This window comes from Bacillus sp. JCM 19034, assembly GCF_001310635.1.
Classification (GTDB): Bacteria; Bacillota; Bacilli; order Bacillales; family Bacillaceae_D; genus Halalkalibacter.
Genome location: NZ_BAXR01000001.1, coordinates 509,857 through 536,298, shown reverse-complemented (window position 1 = coordinate 536,298; position 26,442 = coordinate 509,857). Strand labels below are relative to the sequence as shown.

Below are 26,442 nucleotides of genomic sequence, written 5' to 3'. Positions count from 1 at the left end.
GATAACCATTTCATATTGATCACATACAATTAATGAGTAAAGGAGAAAATTGATGGAATCGTTAATGAATACAGCCAATCATCATTTAAAAACGATATACGGGTACGACTCATTTCGTAAAGGACAGGAGCAAATTATTCAATCTGTTTTATCTAATAATGATACGCTCGGGATCATGCCTACTGGAGGAGGTAAGTCGATCTGTTACCAAATTCCAGCCATTATGTTCTCTGGATTAACAATTGTCATATCACCTTTAATCTCATTGATGAAGGATCAAGTTGATTCATTAGAAGAGCTTGAGGTTGCTGCTACTTATATAAATAGTTCACTATCAGCAAATGAAGAAAAAAATCGTTATGAAGGTATGTTACGAGGTGATTACCAATTAGTTTATGTCGCACCAGAACGGTTGGAGCAAAGCCAATTTCAATCGGTTATCAATCAAATTGATATTTCGCTCATTGCAATAGATGAAGCTCATTGTATGTCACAATGGGGCCATGATTTTAGACCGAGCTACTTAACAATACCCGAGTGGATTCAACAGTTGAATAGTTCACCAGTCGTATTGGCTTTAACCGCAACTGCAACGAAACAAGTTCAAAAAGATTTACAATCATTTCTAAATGTAACAGATGAACATACGATCGTTACAGGATTTGCCCGAGATAATTTACGATTTCAAGTAAAGAAAGGAATTGACAAAAAGGCTTATATTTATAACTATGTAAAAATAGAGGACAAGATTCTGGCATAATTTATACGGCTACACGTAAAGATGTAGAGTCTATTACTGAACATTTACAATCAAAGCAAATCAAGGTTTCTGCTTATCATGGGGGAATGGCTGATAAGGAACGCAATGTTGCTCAAGAAGCATTTATACACGATCGTTCTACTGTGATTGTGGCAACGAACGCATTTGGGATGGGGATTGATAAGTCGAATGTCCGCTATGTCATTCACTATCAGATGCCTCGTACGATTGAGGCTTATTATCAGGAGGCCGGTCGTGCGGGGCGTGATGGAGAAGAAAGTGATTGTATACTGCTGTTTTCTCCACAAGACATTCGAACACAATCATTTCTTATTGAACAATCATCATTAAGCGAAGATAGAATGAAACTTGAATATGGAAAATTGCAGCAAATGACAAGCTTTTGCCATACTGAACGGTGTCTTCCGTTATATTTACTCGATTATTTTGGTGATCGTTCAAATGAAGTGTGTCGTAAATGCTCAAATTGTAATAAAAAAGGTGAGAAGGTTGACCGAACGAAGGAAGCACAAATGATTTTCTCATGTATAAAAAGAGTAAGAGAAAAATTCGGGAAAACAATCATCGCTCAAATTTTAGTTGGCTCACAAAATCAAAAAATAAAACAATTACGCTTAGATCAATTACCTACATATGGATTATTGAAAACGTGGAGCCAAAAGGAAGTAGCTCAGTTAATAGATTTGCTCATTGCCGAAGGATATATCAAGCCTGCTGGTCATGCGTATCCGACATTGTCGTTATGTGAAAAAGCATTGCCCATTTTAAAAGGGGAAGAGTCAATTTATGTTTACGCACAAAGAGAAGAAGAAGCACGAGAGGAACAAAATGATGTGTTTGAGGCGTTAAGGGGCCTACGAAAGACAGTTGCAGCTGAACATAACATTGCACCGTATATGGTTTTTTCCGATCGAACGTTGCGAGAAATGAGTCAGTATATTCCGCTTACAAAAGAGGAGTTTCTAAACATTAACGGAGTAGGTGAGCAAAAGTGGGATAAATACGGTCAACTATTTCTAAATGTTTTAATTCCGTTTAAGGATCGCAGGCCAGAGCAGCCGATTATAGAGCATAAACAACCATTAAGGAAACAAAGAGCCCATTATTTAGAAACTGCAAACCGTTTTAAAGAGCAAGCATCTGTTCAAGCTTTAGCAAACTATTTTTCATTAAGTGAATCGACGATTATTAAACATCTCGTACGTGCTGAGCAAGAAGGAAGTGAATTGAATTTACAAAATTATGTTGATCAAGATAAACAAATTCTTATTCAGAATGCAGCAAAAGAGTATGGAACAGATAAGCTTAAGCCGATTAAAGAAGCATTGCCAGCATCGATTTCATATCAAGATATTCGTTTCACATTATTGAAATAAAATGAGATCATTATCATAACAATATTGTGGTATAGTAGTAACAAGATTACTTGTAAGGAGAGCTTTTATGACGATTAAAATTGTAACGGATTCTACTTGTGATTTACCGATAGAGGTTATAGAAAAGTATGACATTACCGTAATACCACTTTCTATTGCGTTTAAGGGAGAAACCTTTTTAGATGGGGTTGATATAACAAAATCGGAATTTTTGAGGAAACTTGTATCTTCTAAGGAATTACCCAAGACATCCCAACCTTCCATCGGCTATTTTTCAAATGTATATGAGCAGCTGCTTAGCGAAGCTGAAACAACACATGTTATTTCGATTCATATAACCGAAGGTATGAGCGGTACGTATCAGACAGCTCATGCTGCAGCACAATCATTTAACGGTAAAGTGACGGTTGTTAACTCCGCTTTTATATCGCAGGCTCTTGGGTTCCAAGTTTTAGAAGCGGCAGAATACGCAAAAAATGGGAAATCAGTTAATGACATTTTGGCACATATTAACCAAGTTCGCGAGCATACTTCTTTGTATATGATGATTGATACGTTAGAATATTTAGTAAAAGGAGGACGCATTGGACGAGGTAAGGCGTTAATCGGTTCTTTTTTAAAAATGAAGCCAATCGCATCATTAGCGGATGGTGTGTATACACCGGTGGCTAAGGTGCGGACTGAAGCAAAGATTTTATCATTTTTTAAGCAGAAATTTGAGGAAGAAACAAAAGGGAAGATCGTTAAACGAATTGGAATTTCTCAAATCGATGCAGCACAACTAACAGCTAAAGTTGAGAGTATGATTCGCTTACTAACAGATGCTCCCCTAATGATTACTGAGACATCTCCGATTATTAGCACGCATACAGGTCCAGGTGCTCTAGCATTTATGTACTATTACGAATAATGAGGTGTGTGGAAATGAATGAAAAAGTAAAAGAGCTTGTATCAATGGATGATTGGAAGGTACTTTTGGAAAAAGGAACACCAACGCTTTTATTAAAGCATAGTACAACATGTCCAATTAGTGCTGAAGCATATAACCAGTTTATGGCTTATGTTGAAGGGCAAAACAGTGACAACAATGTTGAATTTGCACTCGTGAAGGTTATTGAAATGAGACCAATATCTAATCAAATTGCTGAAGATCTTCAATTAAAACATGAGTCACCACAATGTGTTTATATGAAAAACCAAGAAGTCGCATGGTCGGCAACTCATTGGAATGTTACGGAAGAAGCCATTAAGGAAAATGTTAATTAAATTCAAAAAAGCTCCATGAAGGTTAAATCCCTTTTATGGAGCTTTTTTCTATAACTGGAGTACTGTTTGTGTATGCTATCTCTAAAGTTGAAACCATCGTTATATTCAACACGTCTCATATGTAAACGAACATGGGGTGGTCGAAGATGAAACGAATGATTTTCGTAATTTTTATTTAGTTTTTTCACTTTTTTTGGTTGGATGTCAAAATAATGGGAAAGAATTAATTTCAGAGGATACTTCTGAATATGCTGTTGAAAGTGAAAGTTATTCGGTTGGAGTAGAAGGATATGCAGGTTTCGATGAAGAAGCAAGTAGTGAGAGTTATTCGGTTGAAGTAGGAGAATATTCAGGTTTCGATGAAGCAGCAAATACTGAGATAGGTGAAATAGACTTTTCTGATCAGCGGATGGTCAGTTATCAAGCAAATATGAATGTCGATGTTGAAAATGTAACCGAGAGTATCGGCTATATTCAGGAGCTAGCTTCTCGTTATAATGGTTATTTAGTTGAATCTTCCTATACAGAATCAAAAACGGATCCAAATGCTTCATTGGTATTTAAAATCCCTGACTCCTCTTTCACCGATTTTATGGAGGAAGTGAGTAATCATGTTCGTGCAGTGACGTTTCAAGAGATATATACACAGGATATGACGGAGGAATATGTTGATTTAGATTCACGATTATCATCAAAACAAGCTGTTGAGAAACGGTTATTGCAATTTCTTGAAGATGCTGAAGATACCGAGAATGTTTTAGCTATTTCAAAAGAATTAGCGAAAACACAGGAGGAAATCGAACGGATTTTAGGTAGAATGAGATACATTGAAAATAAAGTAATATACTCTACTGTGTATCTATATTTAAAAGAAGATCTTGTGAGGATAGGTACTTTACAAGGGGAAGGAGAGCTAAATACATGGCAAAAGGCTAAAAAGTTATTTATCGATACAGTTAATTTCGTATTATCTCTTTTCTCAACAGTTATTGTATTTTTAATTGGATTAAGTCCAGTGATGATCCCGCTTATCATCTTGTCCCTTTTAATCTGGCTAAAAAGGAAACGTAGTAGAACATAATTTCATTATTTGGAGGGTGAAATATGAAAAAGCTACTGAAAGTAAGTATCGGAATTCCTATGATAACTATCCTCACAGCGTGTGGCACTCAAGGTGAACTAGACCCTGTTGAAGAGCAACAAGGAGAGCAAGCGAGCGTTCCTAGCTTTGAAGTTGAAGATGAGAATGAAGAAATAGAGGAAGAGGCCCCTGAATATGAGGACGTTATAACTGAACCAATGAAGGAACAAAGTGAGCAAAGTGATATCAAAGAAATCATGGTTCATGTTGAAGGGGAATCGGAGTTACGAGAAGCTCAATTTCACCGAAGTGATTATCATTACGGTGTGTATATTCTAGATGGATTTACGTTTACTAGTGAGGAACCACAACGTGATGTGATCGTGTCCACCTATGATGAAGAATATTTTACAAGGATTATTACTCATTCAGGGGAAGTTAGCCCAAGTGATATTAAACAAAACTTATTAGATAATACGGATGCAAAGCTTGACGAGGTACAAAATCAAATAGAAGGTGCAGATTTTGTATTACGTGAAGAATATTTAGATGAAAATGGAAAAATGACGGTCATTTATCATGCCGTTAAGTCATATGAGGATGACAGAGTTCTGCAATTTACTGTTTTTTTACCAGTGAGAGAGCCGATTGAAGGAATTGCTCCAAGTATGTGGTCGATGTTAAATACAATCGAATGGTAACTATAAAGGAACGAGACATATATGATGAATAAAAGCTTTTATGTCTCGTTCGCTCATTATCCGCAACTCATAAGTAAATTCAAGTACCTCATTAAAAATTTGGCCGCCATTCAATTTCGCCAAACTGTTCTTCTTCATTAACTTCGACATCAAAATGATGCTTCTCATAAAAATGGATGAGTCTATCGAGATGGTCCCAGTCACGCTTGGCAAGATCGCCTTTAATACGATGGATGTTCTGATCTTTCGCATGGTCTTTTAAATAATCAATACAAATGGATCCATATCCTCTATTTTCTTCCCCTTTTATATCACCGATAAAAAGGGTGAACTCTTCAATGTATTGAGCTTGCAACATAAAATCCCAATGTCCGCGATAGGCGGAATTACATTGATGTATCATAATGTGGCATGAGTTTCCATCGTCCATCATGGATACAATCACCCATTCTTCCTCTTTCGTTTGTTCAATTCCAATTACTTGCTTATCCTTAGCAATTTCCTTCACATTTTGTTGCATTCGAAAAAGCTGGAATTCGATATCCTCACGCGTTGCTTGCTTTTCTTCCGTGCGTCGCTCGGTTAAAAGCACAGAATCACTCCTTTATTTACCGATTTAACAGTAGATACTACACAAGTAATATAGTATACAAGAGAAAAAAAAGAAGTGCAAGTTGTCCCAAAAAGGATTGAATCTCTTTTTGGGACGGTTGTTTGTATTGTTTTAAAAAGCAAATGGGTATGTCCAAAATCGTTCAGTTTCTAGCCAAGCTAATGCCTCCGGATCACCTTTTTTCCATTTTGGCTCCATGTCCTCTAGCATCCACGCAGTTTGTGATAGGTGTGCACGTAACGCTTCTATCTTAATTTCTGCATAAGGTTTAATATCTACGATAACGTCCGCTTCTCCAATGTCATGTAAATGGTTATTGGAAAAGGCGAGACAATGAACTTTAGGTCTCTCAGCAATTGGTAATGATTGTACAGCATTTATAACAGCATAAGCAGTCGCTTCATGGTCAGGATGTACTGAATGACCTGGATAGAAGGTAATTATTAATGATGGGTTAAGTTCCTTGATTAAATTTAACACAACCGCTTGCAATTCTTCCTCTGGTTCAAACTCAATCGTTTTATCACGATAACCTAACATTCGTAAATCATCTATACCGATAACATTAGCGGCATTTTCCAATTCCTTCTTGCGAATTAATGGTAGAGATTCGCGAGTGGCAAATGGGGGATTTCCTAAGTTTCTTCCCATTTCACCTAATGTTAAGCATGCATATGTAACGGGTGTTCCCTGCCTTGCATGCATGGCAATCGTTCCAGCAGCTCCAAACGTCTCGTCATCGGGATGGGGGAAGATAACGAGTAATTGTCTCTCTTTATTCATAATAACCTCTCCTTTCTTATGAAAATGGTTTCTCACTGATTTGCAGGGCTACAGCTAATTTTCCATCGGAGCCATGACCAGCTAATAATAGTCGTTCTTGACTGTCAATTTCAAAGTGTGTTAAACCTTCTGCATATATCCAACCTAACTCAAGCTTTAAACCGACTCGAAAAGGCCCGTTCCCCGTAATCTTACTGTGATTATAAGTCACTTTTGCATTTCTAATAAAAGCTCCAGCTGAAAAAAACGATTCATCATGGTGAGAAGCGTAGGCACCGTTAGTCGTTTCTAAATGAATAAATATTGGCTTTTGACAATAGGAATCAAGTTTATGTTGAACTTCTTCAACAAGAATGGGTTGCATTGATTAACCTCCTTACCTATAGAACTGATTTCTATTATATAGCAAATATTTGTTGGCAAACAGTAATACGCCTATCAATTTACGGGCTGTTTCTTTTTTGGTAAACTAAGAATAGAATTGAACAAGAAAAAGGTGATCACGTAGTGAAAGAAACAGATGAAATTAATAATGATTCATTTGAAGAACCAGCTCCGGAAGATTTCCTAGAAGAAGAAGAGACAGAGGAAGATAAGAGAAGAAAAAGACGGAAAAAGATCGTGTATCGCTTGATAGGGATTGGTGTTGCGTTATTATTAATTAGTCAATTGTTAAACTTATGGTTTGACTTACTCTCTCCACAGTCCCGTGAACTAGCTCGGGTATCTGATGAATTAAGTATGAATGAAGAGGTAGAAGTATATAAGGAATCAGTTGCCGTTATTGTCGGTAGTAATAGTCGCGGAACAGGATTTTTCATTACCCTAATGGGTATATGCTAACGAATCACCATGTTATTGATCAAAATGAGCCTTTTCGTATTAGTTTGCCAAATGGTGATCAATACATGGCTGAAGTGATTGATTCTATTGAAAACCCGGATTTAGCTCTTCTAAAAGTGGAAGGAGATGATTTGCCCTATTTACCATTACGGGAATATGGAGCAAAGATCGATGAAAAGGTTTATGTAATAGGAAATCCTGGTTTACAGCAATCGATAGTTAGTGAAGGTGAGATAGATCGGACAGAAGGCCATTATCAACGAATGCGTATTACAAATACAATATTACCAGGTCATAGTGGAAGTCCTGTTTTATCAAAAGATGGTCAAGTGGTAGGGGTTGTTTATGCGCGTACAATTGGGAATGATAGTGGATATGGGTTAGCAGTCCCACTAGAACAAATTTATGAGCATTTTCCTCATTTAAAAGAAGAACTTTATAATTGATTTAAGCATTTTGACTTTAGCGTCTGGGTTGTCTATACCTTGTGTATATGGCAATCTTTTTTTCGTATACTCTCTTATGATATAATGGAAATATACCTATACTAGGTATGAGGAGGGGAATAGATGTCAAGTGAAAAACATACACATCGTCAAGCTGATGAAAAGACACAGTTACTTAATCGCTTAAAGCGAATTGAAGGGCAGGTACGAGGAATTCAAAAAATGGTAGAGGAAGATCGCTACTGCGTAGACATATTAATACAAATATCCGCCATTCAAGCAGCAATGAAAAAAGTGAGCTTGAATCTAATGGAAAATCATACGAAACATTGTGTAAAAGGAGCGATCAAAAAAGGCGAAGGGGATGAAGTAATTTCTGAACTAATGGAGGTAATTGAAAAAATAGTGAAGTAAAAACATTTGAATACCTTAGGGGGGTATAGTATAATCCGAAGGAAGGAGGTAAGAAAAATGGATAAAATAAAATTACATGTTCAAGGAATGTCTTGTAGTCATTGCATTTCAGCAATAGAGGGAAGTGTGAGTCAATTGAACGGAGTAAAGATGGTGGAGGTTCAACTAGATCAACAAACTGTTACTGTTGCGATTGATTCCAGCTTGATAACAACGAGTGAAATCAAAAATGCGATTGAAGATCAAGGCTATGATGTCATTGATTAATTCAAATAGGGGGGATGAATATGGCAAATAAAATGACACTCCCTATAGTGGGTATGACATGTGCTGCGTGTTCCACTCGAGTAGAAAAAGCAATAAAAAAGCTTGAAGGTGTTAAAGATGCTTCTGTTCAATTAACAACTGAAAAAGCATTTGTTGAATATGACGATCATCAAACTAGTTTGGAGGAAATTACCGATAAAGTTGGTCAGTTAGGTTACTCGGTGCCTTTGAATAAGCTAGAATTTAACGTTATCGGAATGACATGTGCTGCATGTGCTAATCGAATTGAAAAAAGACTGATGAAAGTAACAGGCATAATAGAAGTCAACGTCAATTTAACGACGGAAAAAGCAACGATTTCCTTTATAGAAGGTTTCATTGATGAAGAGAAAGTGAAACAAATTGTTGAAAAGCTCGGATATGAATTTGTCTCGGTTAAAGTGAATAATAAGGTATACAAAGAGGATGAACGAAATAAACAATTGAGGAGGTTTTTCGTTTCCCTGATATTAACCATTCCTTTAGTATGGTCAATGGTAACCCACTTTCAGTTCACTTCTTTTATTTGGATGCCAGAAATCTTTATGAATCCGTGGTTTCAATTTCTACTAGCGACACCTGTACAATTTGTAGTAGGTGCACAGTTTTATAGAGGTGCTTATTATGCACTGCGTAATAAAAGTGCAAATATGGATGTACTCGTAGCATTAGGAACGTCTGCTGCTTATTTTTATAGCATTTATTTAGCGATTGAAGCAACACAATTAGGTATTCATATGCCTAATCTTTATTTCGAGACTGCTACTGTTATTATTACGCTAATCGTTCTCGGTAAATTATTTGAAGCAAATGCGAAAGGACGAACGAGCGAAGCGATTCAAAAGCTATTAAACCTCCAAGTGAAAACGGCAAATGTCGAAAGAAATGGGGAAGTTGTGGAAATTCCAATAGAACGAGTAGTAGTCGGTGATACATTGGTCATTAAGCCAGGGGAGAAGATACCGGTTGATGGAGAAGTACTCACTGGCACTACAACGGTAGATGAATCAATGCTAACGGGGGAAAGCATTCCTGTTGAAAAAACAGTCGGAAATTCAGTTATTGGTTCAACTATAAATAAAAACGGTTCAATTAAAATGACTGCTACAAAAGTTGGGCAAGATACGGTTCTCGCTCAAATTGTTTCTATTGTAGAAAAGCACAAGGATCAAAACCATCTATTCAACGGATGACAGATAAAGTGTCGGGGGTATTTGTACCAATTGTCGTTATGATTGCCGTAGCTACTTTTATTACATGGTATTTTTTCGTTGACCCGGGGAATGTAACTTCAGCATTAGTTCCGACCATATCTATATTAGTCATTGCATGTCCGTGTGCATTAGGACTTGCAACACCGACGTCAATTATGGCTGGTTCGGGTCGAGCTGCCGAAAAGGGATTACTCTTCAAAGGCGGAGAATACCTTGAGACAGCAGGCTCAATCGATACAGTCGTTTTAGATAAAACAGGGACAATTACAAAAGGTGAACCAACGTTAGTTGCTGTTGAATTTCCAGAAAAAGAAGATTACTACTTGAAGTTAGTCGCTTCGGTAGAATCATATTCCGAACACCCAATTGCTGAAGCGATCGTTTTAGGTGCTAAAGAGCGTCAAATCTCAATACTTGATGTCGATCAATTTCAATCAATACCTGGTCATGGTGTTAAAGCAACTGTTGAGAACCGTAAAGTCATTATTGGGAATAGAGCTTTAATGGATTTAGAAAGAATTGAAATTAACCCATTATATTATAATCAATTAGAGTTTCATGAAAGAAACGGAGAAACGGCGATGCTAGTTGCTGTAGAGCAGAAATGTGTAGGAATTGTGAGCGTAGCCGATACCGTTAAAGAAACATCAAAAGATGCGGTTGCCGCATTACAGCAGCTTGGCTTAGAGGTAATGATGTTAACTGGAGATAATAAGCTGGCGGCACAATCAATCGCAAATCAAGTTGGGATTGATCATGTTATAGCGGAAGTGCATCCTGAGCAAAAAAGTGAAGCAATCGATCAGCTGAAGTCACAAGGTAGAAAGGTTGCAATGGTTGGAGATGGAATAAATGATGCACCAGCTTTAGTGACAGCGAACATTGGCATGGCGATTGGAACTGGAACGGATATTGCTATTGAAGCAGCTGATATAACATTAATGCGTGGGGATTTACGTAGTGTTGCTGAAGCTATTATATTAAGCCGAAAAACAATGAAAAATATAAAACAAAATCTATTCTTTGCGTTTGTCTATAATAGCTGTGGGATACCAATTGCAGCGGCAGGGTTGCTTGCCCCGTGGCTAGCTGGAGCTGCAATGGCTTTTAGTTCTGTTTCAGTTGTCTTGAATGCATTGAGATTACAGAAAGCGTAATGCATACTAATAGATGAAAAGAGGTGTAGAATATTTCTACACCTCTTAAGATGCTTTTATATAATGACACTCTGCTACTATGTTATGCCTTTTGGTCTTCGAGACCTTTTGCATAAAATAAACGAAATACAATATCTTGATTGTAGTTACCAAATCCTGAACCAAATAACGTAACTCCTCCAATATGTTCGGCATCATCATGGATTGCAATTCGAAACGTCCACTGTTTTTCCTCGATATCGATATCAGAAATTGTATGATTAGAAATTTTAATTCCGTCAAGAAACGTACCGGTTTCCGTTACTCGTATACATTTTAAAAGACCGTATTGATTTATGACACGTGGCCACCAATCAGGAGTATATTTCCCAAGACTATCACCAAAGTCACCAGGACTGGTCCATTTCCCAAGCTCAACTCCATTAAAAATAAACGAAATATCAGAAGGCCAATGCTCATTTGTTAATGGTGCTTCAGAGGAAAGCTCCATTGAGATCTCAAGCGCTTTCGGTGTTTCATTTGAGAGTAGAAAATTAGGAGCTTTATACTCAATAAATCCTTTTCCAAACCAAAGTATTTTGGCATTAAACCGCTCAGGGTCTAAAAAATAACGAACATCATCGAAGTGTCCGATGACCTTTTTTTCTGTAGCGAGACCACAAGTAGGCTCAATCGAAAAATCTGTGAAATGTCCAACGGAAATCGTTGTTTGATGGAATTCTAGTGATTGATTTTGTTTAATAGGAAATAAAACATTTATTTCATCCACATTTAAAATACAAAGCTTTTGTATCCCAGCTTTACCAGGGACCATTTCCGTTCTTATTATGGATGCTTTTTCTAACTTTTTTATGTGCATCGTCATAATTGCACTACTTAGCCCAACCGCTTCAGCTAATTCTCTTATATTTGAAGACTTTTCTGATAGGATTTGAATAATCGATAGGCGTACAGTGCTTGCTAAAGCTTCAAAGACTGGCAATGATTTGTTCGATATATCGAGTTGCATCTCGTTCCTCCAACTAAATTAATTGATTACGGTTCCATATTTATGTCTTTTTATTATACATATAAGAAATCTTTTAATCAAATAAAGGCTGTAAATAAAAGCTTCATAGAGATAATTGGATAATTGCATTGTATTGAGCGTCTTCTTTGAATTAAAATAAAGTCATGGTAATTGAAAGGAGTGCAAAAATGAGTACATTACATATTGAGCAAGTAGCAAAGCGGAAAACGATTCCTAATACGAGTGAGCTAGTGTTTGGAAAGCATTACAGTGATCATATGTTTTTAATGAATTATGAAGAAGGAAAAGGATGGTTTGACCCTCGGATTGTCCCATATCAACCGATTTCACTGGATCCAGCTGCAATGATTTTTCACTATGGACAAACAGTTTTTGAAGGGTTAAAAGCGTACAGAACTGATGATGATCAAATACTGTTGTTTCGGCCTGAAGAAAATGTCAAACGATTGAATCGCTCTAGTGAGCGTTTAAGCATACCAAAAGTAAATGTTGAAGAAGTATTACAATATTTAAAAGAGCTTGTAAAACTTGATCAGGAATGGATACCGACAGAAGAGGGGTATTCATTGTATATACGCCCCTTTATCATTTCAACAGAACCTAATTTAAGCGTAGCACCCTCAAAAACGTATACATTTATGATTATTCTATCGCCAGTTGGTTCCTATTATAAGGAAGGAATTCAGCCTGTTCGTATTCATGTTGAAGAGAATTATACTAGAGCGGTTAAAGGTGGTACTGGGTTTGCTAAAACAGCAGGAAATTATTCTGCTGCTTATAAAGCACAAGAAAAAGCTACTGAAGAAGGGTATTCTCAAGTCCTTTGGTTAGATGGAATTGAAAAAAAATACATCGAAGAAGTTGGAAGTATGAACGTCTTCTTTAAAATAAATGGTGAAGTGATTACACCTAAATTGAATGGCAGCATACTTGAAGGAATTACGAGAAAGTCAATTATTGAATTACTTAATAGTTGGGAAATGAAAGTTTCAGAACGCCAAATTTCAATTGAAGAATTATTTGCTGCTTATGAAAAAGGCGAAGTTGAAGAAGTGTTTGGAACAGGAACGGCTGCAGTTATTTCTCCAATTGGTGAAATGAAATGGAAAGATCGTCAAATAATTATAAACAATCGCCAAACAGGTGAATTAGCAAAGAAGCTATATTCTACGTTAACAAGAATCCAAACAGGGAAAGAGTCAGATCCGTTCGGCTGGGTTGTAAAAGTAAATAATTGATTGAAAAAGAGCTTGTCCTTATTGAGGATAAGCTCTTCTCATTTAAGCAAAACGATAGTAAATCAATAAAATGGTTGAAAGAACAAAGATGAAGTTTAAGAATACGAATATCATTTGATCCAATACAGTTTTATGAATTTTAATCGGTGGCTTATAAAATGACACTCCTTCAATAATAAAGATTACTAAAATGATATGAATCATAAAATGTCCCGCTACCTCAACCCAGCCAAACAGTATCGTCGTCATGATAAAAATACAGGTGAGAACAAAGGCCAATAATCGGTTTAAAATACCAACTACGAGTAAATAACCGACAATAAATTCAATAAACGCACTGAGAGAAACAAAGGTTGCAGCAGGCAAAAAGAACGTTGGCACATTATGCATTGTTACGATATCTAGAGCCATATCTGGGTATACCCATTTTTCTACTGCTACCCAACAAAGCGATAACCCTGTTGCTAAATAAAGGAATGGGAAACTCCATGATTCGTACTTCGTTTTAGTCATAAACAAAACAAAGATGATCGCTAAATAAAAGCCGTAATCAAGCATATGGAAAATTCCGTAGCTGATTGTAACTGTTACAAATAGTATAAATAAAATCGTTGCTGCTATTTTTGTCGTGAAAGGGTTTGGAATTAGTAATAAAATGATCGTTAACCACGTAAATGCTTGTATCACTATAGAATTATGTGTGACCTCAGGAGCGAATATTGAGCCTGACAATGATTGAATTACAAGGGCAATAGCTGTACCGTATTTTAAAATGTTGATCGTAAACGGTCGAAAGCTTTCTAATTTCTTGTCCAATCGTTTAAATCGTTGCCATTGCATCATTTTAGGGACAATTTGTGGTAGAACAGCTAATAACAATGCTGATAGAATGGTGAGAATTAGAAACAAAGGTGAAAGTATTTGTTCAATTGCCTCTTTTTCAGGTTCTAATTCTGTGAACCATTTCACGTGTGCTTCCATTGTAAATGGTGTGATTATCACAGCAATGATGATTAAAATCACGCTACTATATAGTAAATGTCTCATCGGCCACCTCAATATGATGTTATTTATTGAAAAAGTTGTAAAATCATTTACATCATAGTCAAATGAAATAGGGATGTCAATTTCATTCGGATGTCGGATAATTTCAAAAACTGTTTACATCGGCTAATCTGAACGGTAATCTATAATAGAAATGAATTGAATTATAGGGGGAGCAAGAATGCTAAAGGCTATTTTTTTTGATTTAGACGATACGCTTCTATGGGACCAGAAAAGTGTAGCGAAAGCTTTTGAGGCTACGTGCAAAGTAGCACAAGAAAAATATGGTATTGATCCAAATAATTTAGAAGAAGCTGTTAGAGAGGAAGCAAGAAAACTTTATGCTTCTTATGAGACATATGAGTTTACGCAAATGATCGGGATTAATCCATTTGAAGGATTATGGGGTCATTTTCTAGATGATCATGATGACTTTAGAAAAATGAGTGAAATTGTCCCTACATACAGAAAGAATGCATGGACGAACGGTTTGAAGGCTTTAGGAATAGATGATCAAAGCTTCGGTGCACAGCTTGCTGAACGTTTCCCAGAAGAACGTCGGAAACATCCTTTTGTTTACGAAGAAACATTTCCTGTATTAGATAAGCTTAAGGGAGAGTATAAGCTCCTATTATTAACGAACGGTTCACCTGATTTACAACAAACGAAGTTGACGATTACACCAGAGATAGCACCATATTTTGATGAAATTATTATTTCAGGTGGTTTCGGTAAAGGAAAACCTGATCCAACGATTTTTGAACATGCACTTGAACGTATTGGTGTAAACAAAGATGAAGCTATTATGGTGGGAGATAACTTAATGACCGATATTTTAGGAGCAAATAGAGTGGGAATTCCTTCTGTTTGGATTAACCGCCATAATAAGGAACGTAATGAAGTCATCCCTACATACGAAATTACTCATCTTAATGAACTGTTTCCTTTAATTGAACAGCTAACTAAATAAGCGATTGGCCTAATAATTACTTAACGAACAACGATTGTTACGTTAAGTAATTATTTTCATAAATATTTCTATATTGAACTATTTTATATTGAACTAAATGATGATATGATTGTCATAATGTGCATACTAATTCTATCATCGAAAATTAAAGGGAGTGGCTCATAATGGAATTGAAATCTTTAAAAGGGCAGCATCATGTTTCAGCTATTACTGCGAAGGCAGAGCATAATTACCAATTTTACACAAATATACTAGGGATGAGATTAGTTAAAAAAACGGTTAATCAAGATGACACATCGGTGTATCATCTATTTTATGCTGATGAACGAGGTAACCCTGGCACAGATTTAACCTTTTTTGAATTACCTTATGCAGGTCAAACGTACCGAGGGACGAATAGTATTTCATTGACAAGCTTACGAGTTCCTTCAAACGAAGCACTTCAGTATTGGAAAAAGCGATTTGAAGAAAAAGAAGTTCATCATGAGCAAATACGTGATTATTCAGGACGAAAAACATTGTATTTTGAAGATTTTGAGGGGCAACGATTACAGCTAGTATCGGATGAAGGCAGTGAGGGAGTGGCTGGTGGTATTCCTTGGGGTGAGAGTCCTGTACCTAAAGAATATGCGATCATTGGTTTAGGTCCTGTGCAGCTGACAGTTCCTTCATCAGAGCCTACAGCACAGATCTTAACAGAGGTACTTGGATTTCGGGAAACAAGAGCTTATCGTTCTTTAACGGAAGGACTGAACGATATTCGGGTTTTCGAGACAGGGGAAGGTGGAACAGGAGCTGAAGTTCATTTAGAGGAGCGATCAGATTTACCTCGTGAACGTCCTGGCCGTGGCAGTGTTCATCATGTAGCTTTTCGCGTCGAAGATGAAAATGAATTGAAAAAGTGGGTTGAGCGTTTAAAGCAACTACGTTTGCCAAGTTCAGGCTTTGTTGAACGCTATTATTTCCGCTCACTATATTTCCGTGAACCAAATGGAATTTTATTTGAACTAGCTACAGATGGCCCTGGTTTCGAAGGTGACGAATCATTTGAATCGTTAGGTGAAACGTTAGCTCTTCCTCCATATTTGGAAGATCAGCGTTCACAAATTGAAGCAATGATTAAACCATTAAATACAAAACGTTAGGAGCATGTAAATTGAAGCATTTATTTCGTAAAGGTAAAGATTTAAATAGAGTGACATTTTTATTGCTACATGGAACAGGTGGAAATGAAGAAGATTTATTACCAATTGCCGACATGATAGATCCTGATGCGAATGTATTAAGTGTAAGGGGAAATGTGTTAGAACATGGTATGCCACGTTTTTTCCGTAGAATAGCAGAAGGTGTTTTTGATATTGAAGATTTAATTTTTAGAACGAAGGAGCTGTATTCATTTATACAAGAAAAAGCAGAAGAATATCGCTTTGATCCTACTCAACTTGTAGCAATTGGCTATTCAAATGGGGCTAATATCGCGGCAAGCCTGTTATTTCATTATGAGGATGCTTTAAATGGGGCTATTCTGTATCACGCGATGGTACCACTTAGAGATATAGAGTTACCTAATTTAAATCAAGCTTCAATCTTTATTGGTGCGGGTAAACAGGATCCTTTAATTCCAGCTGCTGAGACAGAAGAATTAATTACTTTATTACAAAGTGCTCATGCAAACGTAACGGCTTATTGGCTAGATGGAGGTCACCAATTAACTAGAGAGGAAGTAGAGGAGAGCAAAAAGTGGTTTAGTCAAACGTATAAATAAGGGTGCAAGGTTTGTCATCAAGGCAAACCTCTTTTTATTTTGTAGCGGTATAGATTTTCAAAGTATGATATAAGATAATGTAAGTTAGGTTGTTGTAAGGAGTGATTATGTAGATGAATCAAGATGATTTATTTGAAGAACAAAAACGAGTAGATACCGTTATCACCTATATTGATGAATGTTTGCGGAAATTGGATGAGCAATTGTCCGATCGAGAAAAAGATGTTATTTATATAAAGAAGAATTTTTGGGAGGATGTTACTGTTAATCTTGATAATGATGAAGAAAAGGCTGAAACATTCTCTAGTATAAAACAGCAGGCTGATTTGCTTTCAGAGCGAGAGCGTTCGCAAAAACATGATGCAAACCAATATAAAAAGCTTGAGCGTTTAAAGGATTCACCATATTTTGGGAGAATTGATTTTATTGAGGAGGGGAAACGAAGGCGGAACAAATTTATATAGGCATATCATCACTCGTAAATGAAGATGGGTATGACTTTTATATATATGATTGGCGTGCTCCAATTTCTAGTATGTACTATGATTACGGACCTGGTGAAGCTAGCTATCAAACTCCAGCAGAAACGATTACAGGTGAGATTACAGTAAAAAAGCAAATGCTCATTCGCCAGGGAGAAGTGAAGCATGTTTTTGAAACAGGAGTGACCATTGGGGATGATGTACTGCAAGAAGTATTAGGTAATCAATCATCATCACAAATGAAAAGCATTGTTTCGACAATTCAGCAAGAACAAAATCAAATTATCCGTAATGAGAAAGGAAGATTCTTGTTGTCAATGGAGTTGCCGGCAGTGGAAAAACGTCTGTTGCGATGCAACGTGTTGCATATTTGCTCTATCGCTACCGTGAACAAATGAATGCTGATCAAGTTATTCTATTTTCGCCAAATGCATTATTTAACCAATATGTCGCTCAAGTGTTACCTGAATTAGGCGAAGAGAATATGCAACAAACTACTTTTCAGGCCTATTTAGAACATCGTTTAAGCACGGAGTGGAGAATAGAGGATTCGTATGATCAACTTGAATATGTATTGACGAGACAACATGACAGCGATTACTTTCAACGATTAGAGTCAATCGGAATCAAGTCGTCTTTAGTGTTTATGGATGAACTGGATCGCTATTTTCAATCGTTGCAGCAGAAAGGATTATTATTCCGTGATATCAACTTTCGTGGACAGCGGTTATTTCAAGCCAATTGGATACAAGAGCATTTTTATAAGATTGACCAATCACTTTCGACTCCACATCGCTTAGAGATTCTAATTGATATTCTTTTAAAGCATCTTGACATTTTTGAAAAAGAAGAGCGAAAAAAGAACTGGGTTTTAGAAGAGGTAGAACAGCTATCCGTGGAGGTTATTCAATCTGTATTTAAAAGAGTTGAACGGGAAAGTGACGGGTATATGGATGAACTTAGGCAAGAGCAATTACTACGTGCACTTGTTGTTAGAAGGAAATTAAAGCCTATAAGGGCATTTATTCAACAAGCAAGATTTCTTGACCTTTCAATGTTATATAAAGATTTTTTGCAAAATATTCAGCGACAGCTATTTTCTAATTATTTATATTTTAATGAAGTGATTGATACGACAATTCAACGATTGCAAAATAGGCAGCTCTATTATGAAGATATGACGCCATATCTTTATTTAAAAAGTATGATCGAAGGTTTTGAAGTGAATATGGCGATAAGACATGTTTTGATTGATGAAGCCCAGGATTATTCTCCATTTCAACTATCGTATATATTAAAATTGTTCCCAAAGGCTCGATTTACGATTTTAGGTGACTTGAATCAGGCTATTTATGCTCATTCGTATCAATCAAAGTCATTTCAACTATTTTCTTCAAATTTATTTGATGGCAAAGTCGAAACTTACTCATTAACAAAGAGCTATCGTTCAACAAGGCAAATAATGGAATTAGCGAATCGCATCATTCAGTCAGATATTGAACCATTTAATCGTACAGGAGTAAAACCTACTCTAATAAAAATAGATAATGAGAAAGAACGGTGCAAAGAAATAATCCAGCTTGTGAAAAAGACTAACGCAAACTCTGATAGGAAATTAGCGATCATTTGTAAGTCAGATCAACAAGCATACATCGCATATAAACAATTAAAGGAACAGTTAGATGTTACTTACGTAAAAAAAGATACGACTGAGGTGTCAAATTCGGTTATCGTTACTCCAGCTTATTTAGCAAAAGGAATGGAATATGATCATGTCATCGTTTACGATGCATCTAGCGATTCATATGCAGAGGAAAAGGATCGGAATATGATCTATATAACTTGTACGAGAGCGATGCATACTCTCCATTTATTTTATCAAGGGGAATTAAGTTCTCTTTTACCTGATCAGGAAAGTGGACTATACATGACAAATTTCAATTAAGTCATGTATAGTAATAGCAATGGAGAAAGCGATATCTTAGAGAGTTAGGAGAAGACCGATCATGAAATATAATCAATTAGGAAATACAGACTTACACATTAGTGAATTAAGCTTTGGTACGTGGGCAATTGGTGGTTCTTGGGGAAAATCAGATGACAAAGAGGCTTTGCGAGGCTTAGAACGGGCAATGGAATTAGGTGTTAACTTTTTTGATACTGCCGATGTTTATGGAGATGGCCATAGTGAGGAGTTACTCGCAAAAGCAACAAAAGGAAAAGAAGATAAGATTTATATTGCAACAAAATTTTGCCGAGCAGGTGATATTCATGATTTACATACATATTCGAAAGAGCAAGTTCGTGCCTACTGTGAAGCTAGCCTGAGGCGATTAGGACGAGATAGAATTGACTTATTTCAAATTCATTGTCCACCATTTGAGATCATTAAAGAAGGTAGTGTCTTTCATGTACTCGATCAACTACAACAAGAAGGTAAAATTCGTTATTACGGTGTAAGCGTTGAATCAATGGATGAAGGTTTATTCGTCATAGAAAACAATCCAAATGTTCGAGCACTACAAATAATCTTTAATGTCTTACGTCAAAAGCCACTAAAAGAATTATTGCCTAAAGCAATTGATAAGAAAGTAGGCATTCTAGCAAGAGTTCCGTTAGCTAGTGGTCTTTTGACTGGTAAATTTTCTAAAAATACATCGTTTGAAATGATGATCATCGCTCCTTTAATCGTAACGGTGCTGCCTTTAATGTTGGTGAAACGTTTTCGGGACTGCCTTTTGAAAAAGGGGTGGAATTAAGTGAGGAAGTAAAATGGATACAAGAGAATCGTGGGACATTAGCACAAGCGGCATTACGTTGGATTCTAGATCAAGAAGGTGTAACAAGTGCTATACCAGGTTTCAAAACGGTGCAGCAAGTTGAAGATAATTTACATTCAATTAATGTTGAGCCTTTTAGTAATCAAGAGAAAGAAAAATTACGTTCGTTTTATGAGAAAGAGGTTCATTCATTTATCAGAGGTGTTTACTAAAAAGGTAGCGTTTAGGGCTAAAAGGAGAATTCCTTTTAGCCTTTTTTCTAATAAAGAGATTACAGTAGGAAGGATGAGACATGCTCGATATAAGTTATTCACTAAATATGTAAAAAAAAGCAGTTTCTTTGTTATTCGTGTATTGAAAAATGACCGCTAGACAAACTAATAGTGATATTACTTCATAACGGAGGTCTTGAAAATGAAAAAATTGCAAATTAGTTTGTTGATTGCCATGATTGTATGTATATTGTTACCAGGTTTTGCAAGTGCCGAAACGACACAACCGCCATTTTCCCATTATAAGGTTTCAAGTGGTGATACGTTTTGGTTTATTGCCAAGCGGTATGGTTTAGACTATCGTGAATTAATGCGATTAAATCCTGATGTAGAACCACGTAATATGCACGTTGGAGAAGTCATTCGCTTAAAGCCTGAAGCACAGCATCACAGTACATTTGAAGATCGTGTAGTAGAGCTTGTCAATCAGGAAAGAGCAAAAGCAGGGTTAGGAGCGTTGCAGCATCGGCAAGACTTAAAGCATGTTGCCCATAAGAAAGCCGAAGATTTAATTCACTCAAACTATTTCTCACATACGAGTCCAAACTATGGTTCCCCATTTGATATGATGCGTACATTTGGGATTCAGTACCGTACGGCAGGAGAAAATATTGCAAAAGGACAAACAACACCTGAACAAGTCATGCAAGACTGGATGAATTCACCAGGCATCGTCAAAATATTTTAAAGCCAGAATATGACGCTATTGGTGTTGGCTTTTACCATAGTGCATGGGTACAAATGTTTATACAAACAAGGTAAATAAGGAAGTAGGAGATTTCTCACGTGGACGTACGACCCATTTGAAATCTCCTTTTCGTTTAACAACCCATCCGCCCAATCATTTTTAATTAGTTAAACATACGTTAATCACTGTGAAGCAATCATGCTTCAACATTTTGATAAGGGGTGTTGTTAAATGAGTACTGCTGGATATGGTGGAGGTTTCTCATTGGTCGTCGTATTATTTATTTTGCTAGTAATTGTAGGAGCTAGTTGGTTAGGAACAGGTTACAGTGCACCATCATATGGATATAGTGGCTATGGATATTAATGAGTAGAGTGGTGGCAATGGATGATCCATTATTCATTTAATGGGATTGCCATCATCTATGTATGTTTATGCCGTTATTATTGTAGTAACGGCATAAACTCTATATCCTCACTCTACCAGAAAAATAAGGGTGCTAACGCTAGACCTGCAATAAAGCCTAGTGCTATTGGATATCCAAAACCGAAGAAACCATAACTATAACCACAATAATCGTCCTGATCAGGTTTAATATATACATGTGTTGGAGTGATATGAGTAATCGTGCCAACATGCTTTCTTCCACTTTTATCGGTTATACAAACTCGCTCTCCTTTATATCTGCAACAAATATCATAGTAAGACATAGACATTTCCCTCCCTATTAGCTGTCTCCATTTATCTTATTTAACTAATTTATAATTGCTTGTGAGTAAGCCTACGGATTAGTGGATTTGTACGATAGCCTTTAGATATAGTAGGAAAGGAACGAGGAGAATAGTGAATTATATACAATTATTAAAAGAACTTTCGGTCAATAGTGCTCATCCCGGTGGGCTTCGATTAACAAAGAAACTTATTGAAAATGAAGAAATCTCGAATGACGATATCGTTCTAGAGGTTGGATGTGGAATCGGATCAAGTGCTTCATTATTGTATGGATTGACCTCGTGTCATTTAACTGTTATTGATCAGGATAAGGAGATGATTCAAAAGGCCCAAGCACGTTTTCGACAATTAAAGGAACCGATTATGGCCATTCATAGTTCAGTTGAATCTTTACCATTTTCTAATCAAACGTTTGATTTCATTTTAGCTGAATCGGTGTTAGCATTTGCTAGTAATGAAGCAATTCGCGAATGCTTTCGCGTATTAAAAAATGGAGGAAGACTATTGCTTCATGAAATGACTCTCACTGACTCACTTACAAATAATGAATATAGGCGTTTACAACAATTTTACGGGTTTAAACAGTTTAACCAAAAGCATGAGTGGACTGATATCCTTTTAAATGCAGGTTTTGTACAAATTGAGGAAGTTAAGCTTGGTCCAATTGAAGAAGACGATAGTTCATTTTTAATAACAGATGAAATTGATCAGGAAACATGGGAATGTCTAAATGAGCACATTCAATTATTAAAGGAGTTTAAACATCGAATGGTCAGTTCAGTTTTCCGTTGTTGGAAAGAATAAATGTATAAATTTTCAGAAATCTATTGACTATTTACAATTATCGGTTTATTATTTTTTGAATAATAATTAATTTTTTGTTATAAAAACACATCATGTTTATAGGTAAAAGTATTCGTATGAGGAGTTGAGGAATGAACGTATAAATATGATCAAATGATTTGTTTGGATATGGTTTAGAAAATGAAAAAACAGAATAGTTGATTTTTGTTAGTAAAGTACGATACATTTAGATACAGATAAATTAAGAGTCCTAAAGAGTAAAGAGAGGCAAAACAATGGAATCAAATTACCCTAAAACGACAATGGTTATTTTTGGAGCGACAGGAGATTTAGCGAAAAGAAAGCTTTTTCCGTCTATATTCAGACTGTTCAAAGCAGGTAAAATTTCAAATGAATTTGCAGTAGTAGGAGTGGCTAGACGTGAGTGGTCTGATGAAACGTTACGAGAGGTGATTACTGAATCACTAAAAAATGAGGATCCGAATCTCGTTGAGGAGTTTTGTACTCATTTTTATTACTTAGCGTTTGACGTAACGAATAATGAGTCCTACAAAAAGTTAGACGATATGCTAACAAAATTAGAAGAAAAATATCATATTCCAGGTAATCGCATATTCTACATGGCGATGTCACCACAATATTTCGGTACGATTGCTGTAAATTTAAAACAGGAGAAAGTAACAGAGACGAATGGCTGGACAAGATTAATGATTGAAAAACCATTCGGACATGATCTACCTTCAGCTCAAAAATTAAATAAACAAATTAGAGAAGCTTTTTCTGAAAATGAAATTTACCGTATTGATCATTATTTAGGAAAAGAGATGGTACAAAATATTGAAGTTATACGATTTGCCAATGCCATCTTTGAACCATTATGGAACAATCAGTACATATCGAATGTTCAAGTAACATCTAGTGAGGTTCTTGGTGTTGAAGATCGTGGCGGATATTATGAGCATTCTGGTGCATTGCGTGATATGGTTCAAAATCATATGCTGCAAATGGTATCATTATTAGCGATGGACCACCAATCGTTTAACAACGAACGAGATTCGTAGTGAAAAGATCAAAGTATTTCGGGCACTACGTAAGCTGTCTGCTGATCAAATTCAGGAGCATATTGTCCGTGGTCAATATGGTCCAGGCCGAATTAACGGTCAAGAGGTTACAGGTTATCGCAGTGAAAAGAACGTTGATCCTGAATCAAACACTGAAACATTTGTGGCTGCCAAGTTATTAATTGATAATCACCGTTGGGCCGGAGTACCATTTTACATTCGTACCGGTAAACGGATGAAGGCGAAATCCACGAAAATTGTTATCGAATTTAAAAATCGCCCAATGAAGCTATATTATAGTGAAAATGATGAATTGAAAACGAATTTACTTGAAATTAATATACAGCCTGATGAAGGTATTACGTTACATTTAAATGGTAAGAAAGTCGGTAGCTCAGGTAAATCGATTCCTGTTGAGCTAACTTATAGTAATGATAGTGATGCATCAGCTAATACACCAGAAGCATATGAACGGTTAATTTATGATTGTATGCTAGGCGATGCTACGAATTTTGCTCATTGGGATGAAGTTGACCTATCTTGGACATATATCGATACAATATCAAAGGCATGGTCACATGGTCATAGTGACTTAGCGATTTATGAATCTGGTACGATGGGTCCACAAGCATCTGACGATTTATTAGCGAAAGATGGCTTTAAATGGTGGCCAGTCATTGATGATATAGACTAATGTGTAAATAATGCTCTAAGGAGGACAAATCCTTAGAGCATTATTTTCTTATGATAATAAATAAATGATCCTTGCCGATTAAATAGCCAGTAGGTTCAACACGTTTATCGTATGATGAATGTTAAATGATCGAATAACGATTGTATACGTATAAATTTTCCAGATGAGGGAAAATAATTAGTGAACCTAATTTAAGGAGGGATCGTTTTTGTCAGTTAACAGTGGTAAATCCAATGAGAAAGATGTGGATCGTGAAACGCTAACAACGCGTCAGGGTCATCCAGTATCGGATAACCAGAACATTCGAACAATAGGGAACCGTGGACCAGCTACACTGGAAAATTATCATTTTATTGAAAAGATATCTCATTTTGATCGTGAAGAAGTGCCAGAGCGAGTTGTTCACGCTCGTGGAACTGGTGCATTTGGCTATTTCGAAACGTATGGTAAAGTTGGAAATGAACCAGTAGAGAAGTATACCCGTGCAAAGGTATTTCAAGGTGCGGGGAAGCAAACGCCATTAATGGTCCGTTTTTCAACTGTAGCGGGTGCGAAGGATTCGCCGGAAACAGCAAGAGACCCACGCGGCTTTGCTGTAAAAATGTATACGGAGGATGGGAACTGGGATTTGGTTGGGAATAACCTTAAAATTTTCTTTATTCGCGATGCGATGAAATTTCCTGATATGATACACGCATTTAAAGCTGATCCCGCTTCAAATGTGCCCAATCCTCAGCGAATGTTTGACTTTGTTTCCCGTACACCTGAGGCAACTCATATGATTACATTCCTGTTTTCTCCTTGGGGGATTCCAGCCACATATCGCCATATGCAAGGTTCTGGGGTAAATACGTATAAGTGGGTAAATGACAAAGGTGAGGCTGTATTGGTGAAATATCATTGGGAGCCGAAGCAAGGAATCCGTAATTTAACACAAGAAGAGGCTGAAGCGATTCAGGCAAAAAACGTTGGTCATGCGACACAAGATTTATATGAGGCAATTGAGAATGGAGATTATCCAGAGTGGGAACTGTTTGTCCAAATAATGGAGGATGATTACCATCCTGAACTTGATTTTGATCCATTGGATGATACAAAGCTTTGGCCCGAAGATAAATTTCCTTGGTTGCCAGTTGGGCGTATGGTCTTAAATCGCAATCCAAAGGATTTCCATGCAGAGATTGAACAAGCAGCTTTCGGGACAGGGGTTCTTGTTGATGGAATGGATTTTTCAGATGATAAGATGTTGCAAGGTCGTACTTTTTCTTATTCCGATACGCAGCGCTATCGTGTTGGTGCGAACTATTTGCAACTGCCTGTGAACGCACCAAAAGCACCTGTTCGCACGAATCAACACCGTGGACAAATGGATTATCGAGATGCAAAAGAATCGGGAGATAACCCACATATTAACTATGAACCATCCATGCTCGGTGGTCTTGAAGAAGCAAATAGAGAAGGACGTGCCCACATCAACCAACATATAATGAAGCTGCGATGAGTGCACCAATTGACAGGCCGAACAACTATGGGCAAGCGGGTCATACATACCGTAGTTTCAAGGATTGGGAGCGAGACGAATTAATTAAAAATTTATCTGAAGCACTTGCGGTTTGTGATAAACGAATCCAAGATGCAATGATTGAACACTTCTCATATGCCGATGAGGATTACGGTCGTCGTGTGAAGGAAGGTATTGAGAAGAAAATGAAAGAATTAGAAAAAATGGACAAAGAAAACCTTGTACCTGGTCGTGATGCAGGTCATACGAAATTTGGACAAGGTTCGTTAGGCGAAAACGAAGCGACAAAAGACGCAATAAAGAAAAGCCACGAAGCAGATCCTTATTAATGATGAAATAATAAAATTTTGGCCATGTTTATGTAAGACAAAAGCACCTT

General features: G+C 36.7%; 25 protein-coding genes and 5 pseudogenes. 24 read left to right on the top strand and 6 right to left on the bottom strand.

What is annotated here, in order from left to right:
• Positions 1 to 52 precede the first annotated feature (52 nt).
• The 6 genes from JCM19034_RS24505 to JCM19034_RS02790 all read left to right on the top strand — a co-directional run bounded on the left by JCM19034_RS24505 (position 53) and on the right by JCM19034_RS02790 (position 5,205).
• Complete coding sequence (locus tag JCM19034_RS24505; RefSeq protein ID WP_370621782.1) at positions 53 to 760, top strand: RecQ family ATP-dependent DNA helicase; 708 nt, start codon at positions 53 to 55, stop codon at positions 758 to 760.
• Complete coding sequence (locus JCM19034_RS02810) at positions 757 to 2,157, top strand: RQC domain-containing protein (RefSeq protein ID WP_370621804.1); 1,401 nt, start codon at positions 757 to 759, stop codon at positions 2,155 to 2,157. Before JCM19034_RS24505 ends, JCM19034_RS02810 begins: the two co-directional genes overlap by 4 nt.
• A 67-nt stretch (positions 2,158 to 2,224) precedes the next feature.
• Complete coding sequence (locus JCM19034_RS02805) at positions 2,225 to 3,067, top strand: DegV family protein (RefSeq protein WP_062047085.1); 843 nt, start codon at positions 2,225 to 2,227, stop codon at positions 3,065 to 3,067.
• Positions 3,068 to 3,081: 14 nt separating this feature from the next.
• Positions 3,082 to 3,423 (top strand): bacillithiol system redox-active protein YtxJ, encoded by a 342-nt coding sequence (gene ytxJ / locus JCM19034_RS02800; RefSeq protein ID WP_062047082.1) that lies wholly within the window; start codon positions 3,082 to 3,084, stop codon positions 3,421 to 3,423.
• A gap of 136 nt (positions 3,424 to 3,559) precedes the next feature.
• Positions 3,560 to 4,504 (top strand): DUF4349 domain-containing protein, encoded by a 945-nt coding sequence (locus JCM19034_RS02795; protein ID WP_062047081.1) that lies wholly within the window; start codon positions 3,560 to 3,562, stop codon positions 4,502 to 4,504.
• A 23-nt stretch (positions 4,505 to 4,527) separates the two neighbouring features.
• Positions 4,528 to 5,205, top strand: coding sequence for a hypothetical protein (locus JCM19034_RS02790; RefSeq protein ID WP_062047079.1), 678 nt, complete (start codon positions 4,528 to 4,530; stop codon positions 5,203 to 5,205).
• A 91-nt stretch (positions 5,206 to 5,296) separates the two neighbouring features.
• On the opposite strand, the gene JCM19034_RS02785 is transcribed toward JCM19034_RS02790, so the two are convergent.
• The 3 genes from JCM19034_RS02785 to JCM19034_RS02775 form a co-directional block, all read right to left on the bottom strand.
• Complete coding sequence (locus JCM19034_RS02785) at positions 5,297 to 5,797, bottom strand: GNAT family N-acetyltransferase (protein WP_062047078.1); 501 nt, start codon at positions 5,795 to 5,797, stop codon at positions 5,297 to 5,299.
• A 132-nt stretch (positions 5,798 to 5,929) separates the two neighbouring features.
• The gene (gene bshB2, locus JCM19034_RS02780; protein ID WP_062047076.1) at positions 5,930 to 6,601 is read right to left on the bottom strand and encodes a bacillithiol biosynthesis deacetylase BshB2; all 672 of its coding nucleotides are present in this window, start codon (positions 6,599 to 6,601) and stop codon (positions 5,930 to 5,932) included.
• 16 nt (positions 6,602 to 6,617) lie between these two features.
• Complete coding sequence (locus tag JCM19034_RS02775; protein WP_062047074.1) at positions 6,618 to 6,965, bottom strand: YojF family protein; 348 nt, start codon at positions 6,963 to 6,965, stop codon at positions 6,618 to 6,620.
• Positions 6,966 to 7,108: 143 nt separating this feature from the next.
• On the opposite strand from JCM19034_RS02775, the gene JCM19034_RS02770 reads away from it, so the two are divergent.
• The 5 genes and pseudogenes from JCM19034_RS02770 to JCM19034_RS02750 all read left to right on the top strand — a co-directional run bounded on the left by JCM19034_RS02770 (position 7,109) and on the right by JCM19034_RS02750 (position 10,981).
• A complete protein-coding gene (locus JCM19034_RS02770; RefSeq protein WP_062047073.1) occupies positions 7,109 to 7,444 on the top strand; it encodes a hypothetical protein in 336 nt (111 codons plus the stop codon).
• Complete coding sequence (locus tag JCM19034_RS02765; RefSeq protein WP_062047071.1) at positions 7,438 to 7,890, top strand: S1C family serine protease; 453 nt, start codon at positions 7,438 to 7,440, stop codon at positions 7,888 to 7,890. The genes JCM19034_RS02770 and JCM19034_RS02765 overlap by 7 nt, the downstream gene beginning before the upstream one ends.
• 123 nt (positions 7,891 to 8,013) lie before the next feature.
• Positions 8,014 to 8,304: a metal-sensitive transcriptional regulator gene (locus JCM19034_RS02760; protein WP_062047069.1), complete on the top strand. Its 291-nt coding sequence runs from the start codon at positions 8,014 to 8,016 to the stop codon at positions 8,302 to 8,304.
• Between the two features lie 57 nt (positions 8,305 to 8,361).
• Complete coding sequence (gene copZ, locus JCM19034_RS02755; RefSeq protein WP_062047067.1) at positions 8,362 to 8,571, top strand: copper chaperone CopZ; 210 nt, start codon at positions 8,362 to 8,364, stop codon at positions 8,569 to 8,571.
• Between the two features lie 14 nt (positions 8,572 to 8,585).
• Positions 8,586 to 10,981: pseudogene (locus tag JCM19034_RS02750) on the top strand (heavy metal translocating P-type ATPase).
• Positions 10,982 to 11,063: 82 nt separating this feature from the next.
• Here the strand turns inward: JCM19034_RS02750 and JCM19034_RS02745 are convergent.
• Positions 11,064 to 11,990, bottom strand: coding sequence for a transcriptional regulator (locus JCM19034_RS02745; protein WP_062047065.1), 927 nt, complete (start codon positions 11,988 to 11,990; stop codon positions 11,064 to 11,066).
• Between the two features lie 188 nt (positions 11,991 to 12,178).
• Between JCM19034_RS02745 and JCM19034_RS02740 the strand changes: the two genes are divergently transcribed.
• Entirely contained in the window at positions 12,179 to 13,249 is a 1,071-nt protein-coding gene (locus tag JCM19034_RS02740) for a branched-chain amino acid aminotransferase (protein WP_062047062.1), read from the top strand.
• Between the two features lie 42 nt (positions 13,250 to 13,291).
• Here the strand turns inward: JCM19034_RS02740 and JCM19034_RS02735 are convergent, their stop codons facing one another.
• Positions 13,292 to 14,296 (bottom strand): DoxX family membrane protein, encoded by a 1,005-nt coding sequence (locus tag JCM19034_RS02735; RefSeq protein WP_062047060.1) that lies wholly within the window; start codon positions 14,294 to 14,296, stop codon positions 13,292 to 13,294.
• Positions 14,297 to 14,474: 178 nt separating this feature from the next.
• On the opposite strand from JCM19034_RS02735, the gene JCM19034_RS02730 reads away from it, so the two are divergent.
• The 9 genes and pseudogenes from JCM19034_RS02730 to JCM19034_RS24500 form a co-directional block, all read left to right on the top strand.
• Complete coding sequence (locus JCM19034_RS02730; protein ID WP_062047058.1) at positions 14,475 to 15,263, top strand: HAD family hydrolase; 789 nt, start codon at positions 14,475 to 14,477, stop codon at positions 15,261 to 15,263.
• 164 nt (positions 15,264 to 15,427) lie between these two features.
• Entirely contained in the window at positions 15,428 to 16,408 is a 981-nt protein-coding gene (locus JCM19034_RS02725) for a ring-cleaving dioxygenase (RefSeq protein WP_062047056.1), read from the top strand.
• 11 nt (positions 16,409 to 16,419) lie between these two features.
• The gene (locus JCM19034_RS02720; RefSeq protein ID WP_062047053.1) at positions 16,420 to 17,028 is read left to right on the top strand and encodes an alpha/beta hydrolase; all 609 of its coding nucleotides are present in this window, start codon (positions 16,420 to 16,422) and stop codon (positions 17,026 to 17,028) included.
• Positions 17,029 to 17,141: 113 nt separating this feature from the next.
• Positions 17,142 to 17,492: a hypothetical protein gene (locus JCM19034_RS02715; RefSeq protein ID WP_062047051.1), complete on the top strand. Its 351-nt coding sequence runs from the start codon at positions 17,142 to 17,144 to the stop codon at positions 17,490 to 17,492.
• A gap of 71 nt (positions 17,493 to 17,563) precedes the next feature.
• Positions 17,564 to 17,908: a hypothetical protein gene (locus JCM19034_RS02710; RefSeq protein WP_062047049.1), complete on the top strand. Its 345-nt coding sequence runs from the start codon at positions 17,564 to 17,566 to the stop codon at positions 17,906 to 17,908.
• On the top strand, positions 17,863 to 19,455 hold the full coding sequence (gene helD / locus JCM19034_RS02705; RefSeq protein ID WP_062047047.1) for an RNA polymerase recycling motor HelD: 1,593 nt from the start codon (positions 17,863 to 17,865) through the stop codon (positions 19,453 to 19,455). Before JCM19034_RS02710 ends, helD begins: the two co-directional genes overlap by 46 nt.
• Positions 19,456 to 19,516: 61 nt before the next feature.
• Positions 19,517 to 20,502 (top strand): annotated as a pseudogene (locus JCM19034_RS02700) (aldo/keto reductase).
• A gap of 202 nt (positions 20,503 to 20,704) precedes the next feature.
• Positions 20,705 to 21,250: a CAP domain-containing protein gene (locus JCM19034_RS02695; RefSeq protein WP_370621781.1), complete on the top strand. Its 546-nt coding sequence runs from the start codon at positions 20,705 to 20,707 to the stop codon at positions 21,248 to 21,250.
• 231 nt (positions 21,251 to 21,481) lie between these two features.
• Positions 21,482 to 21,565 (top strand): annotated as a pseudogene (locus JCM19034_RS24500) (YjcZ family sporulation protein); the annotation flags it as partial.
• 164 nt (positions 21,566 to 21,729) lie between these two features.
• On the opposite strand, the gene JCM19034_RS02690 reads toward JCM19034_RS24500, so the two are convergent.
• A complete protein-coding gene (locus JCM19034_RS02690) occupies positions 21,730 to 21,960 on the bottom strand; it encodes a hypothetical protein (protein WP_370621780.1) in 231 nt (76 codons plus the stop codon).
• Between the two features lie 133 nt (positions 21,961 to 22,093).
• Here JCM19034_RS02690 and JCM19034_RS02685 point away from each other — a divergent pair, with 133 nt between their 5' ends.
• The 3 genes and pseudogenes from JCM19034_RS02685 (at position 22,094) to JCM19034_RS02675 (ending at position 26,392) form a co-directional block, all read left to right on the top strand.
• The gene (locus JCM19034_RS02685; protein WP_062047043.1) at positions 22,094 to 22,786 is read left to right on the top strand and encodes a class I SAM-dependent methyltransferase; all 693 of its coding nucleotides are present in this window, start codon (positions 22,094 to 22,096) and stop codon (positions 22,784 to 22,786) included.
• A 275-nt stretch (positions 22,787 to 23,061) separates the two neighbouring features.
• Positions 23,062 to 24,541: pseudogene (gene zwf, locus JCM19034_RS02680) on the top strand (glucose-6-phosphate dehydrogenase).
• Positions 24,542 to 24,749: 208 nt separating this feature from the next.
• A pseudogene (locus tag JCM19034_RS02675) lies at positions 24,750 to 26,392 on the top strand (catalase).
• Positions 26,393 to 26,442: the final 50 nt, after the last annotated feature.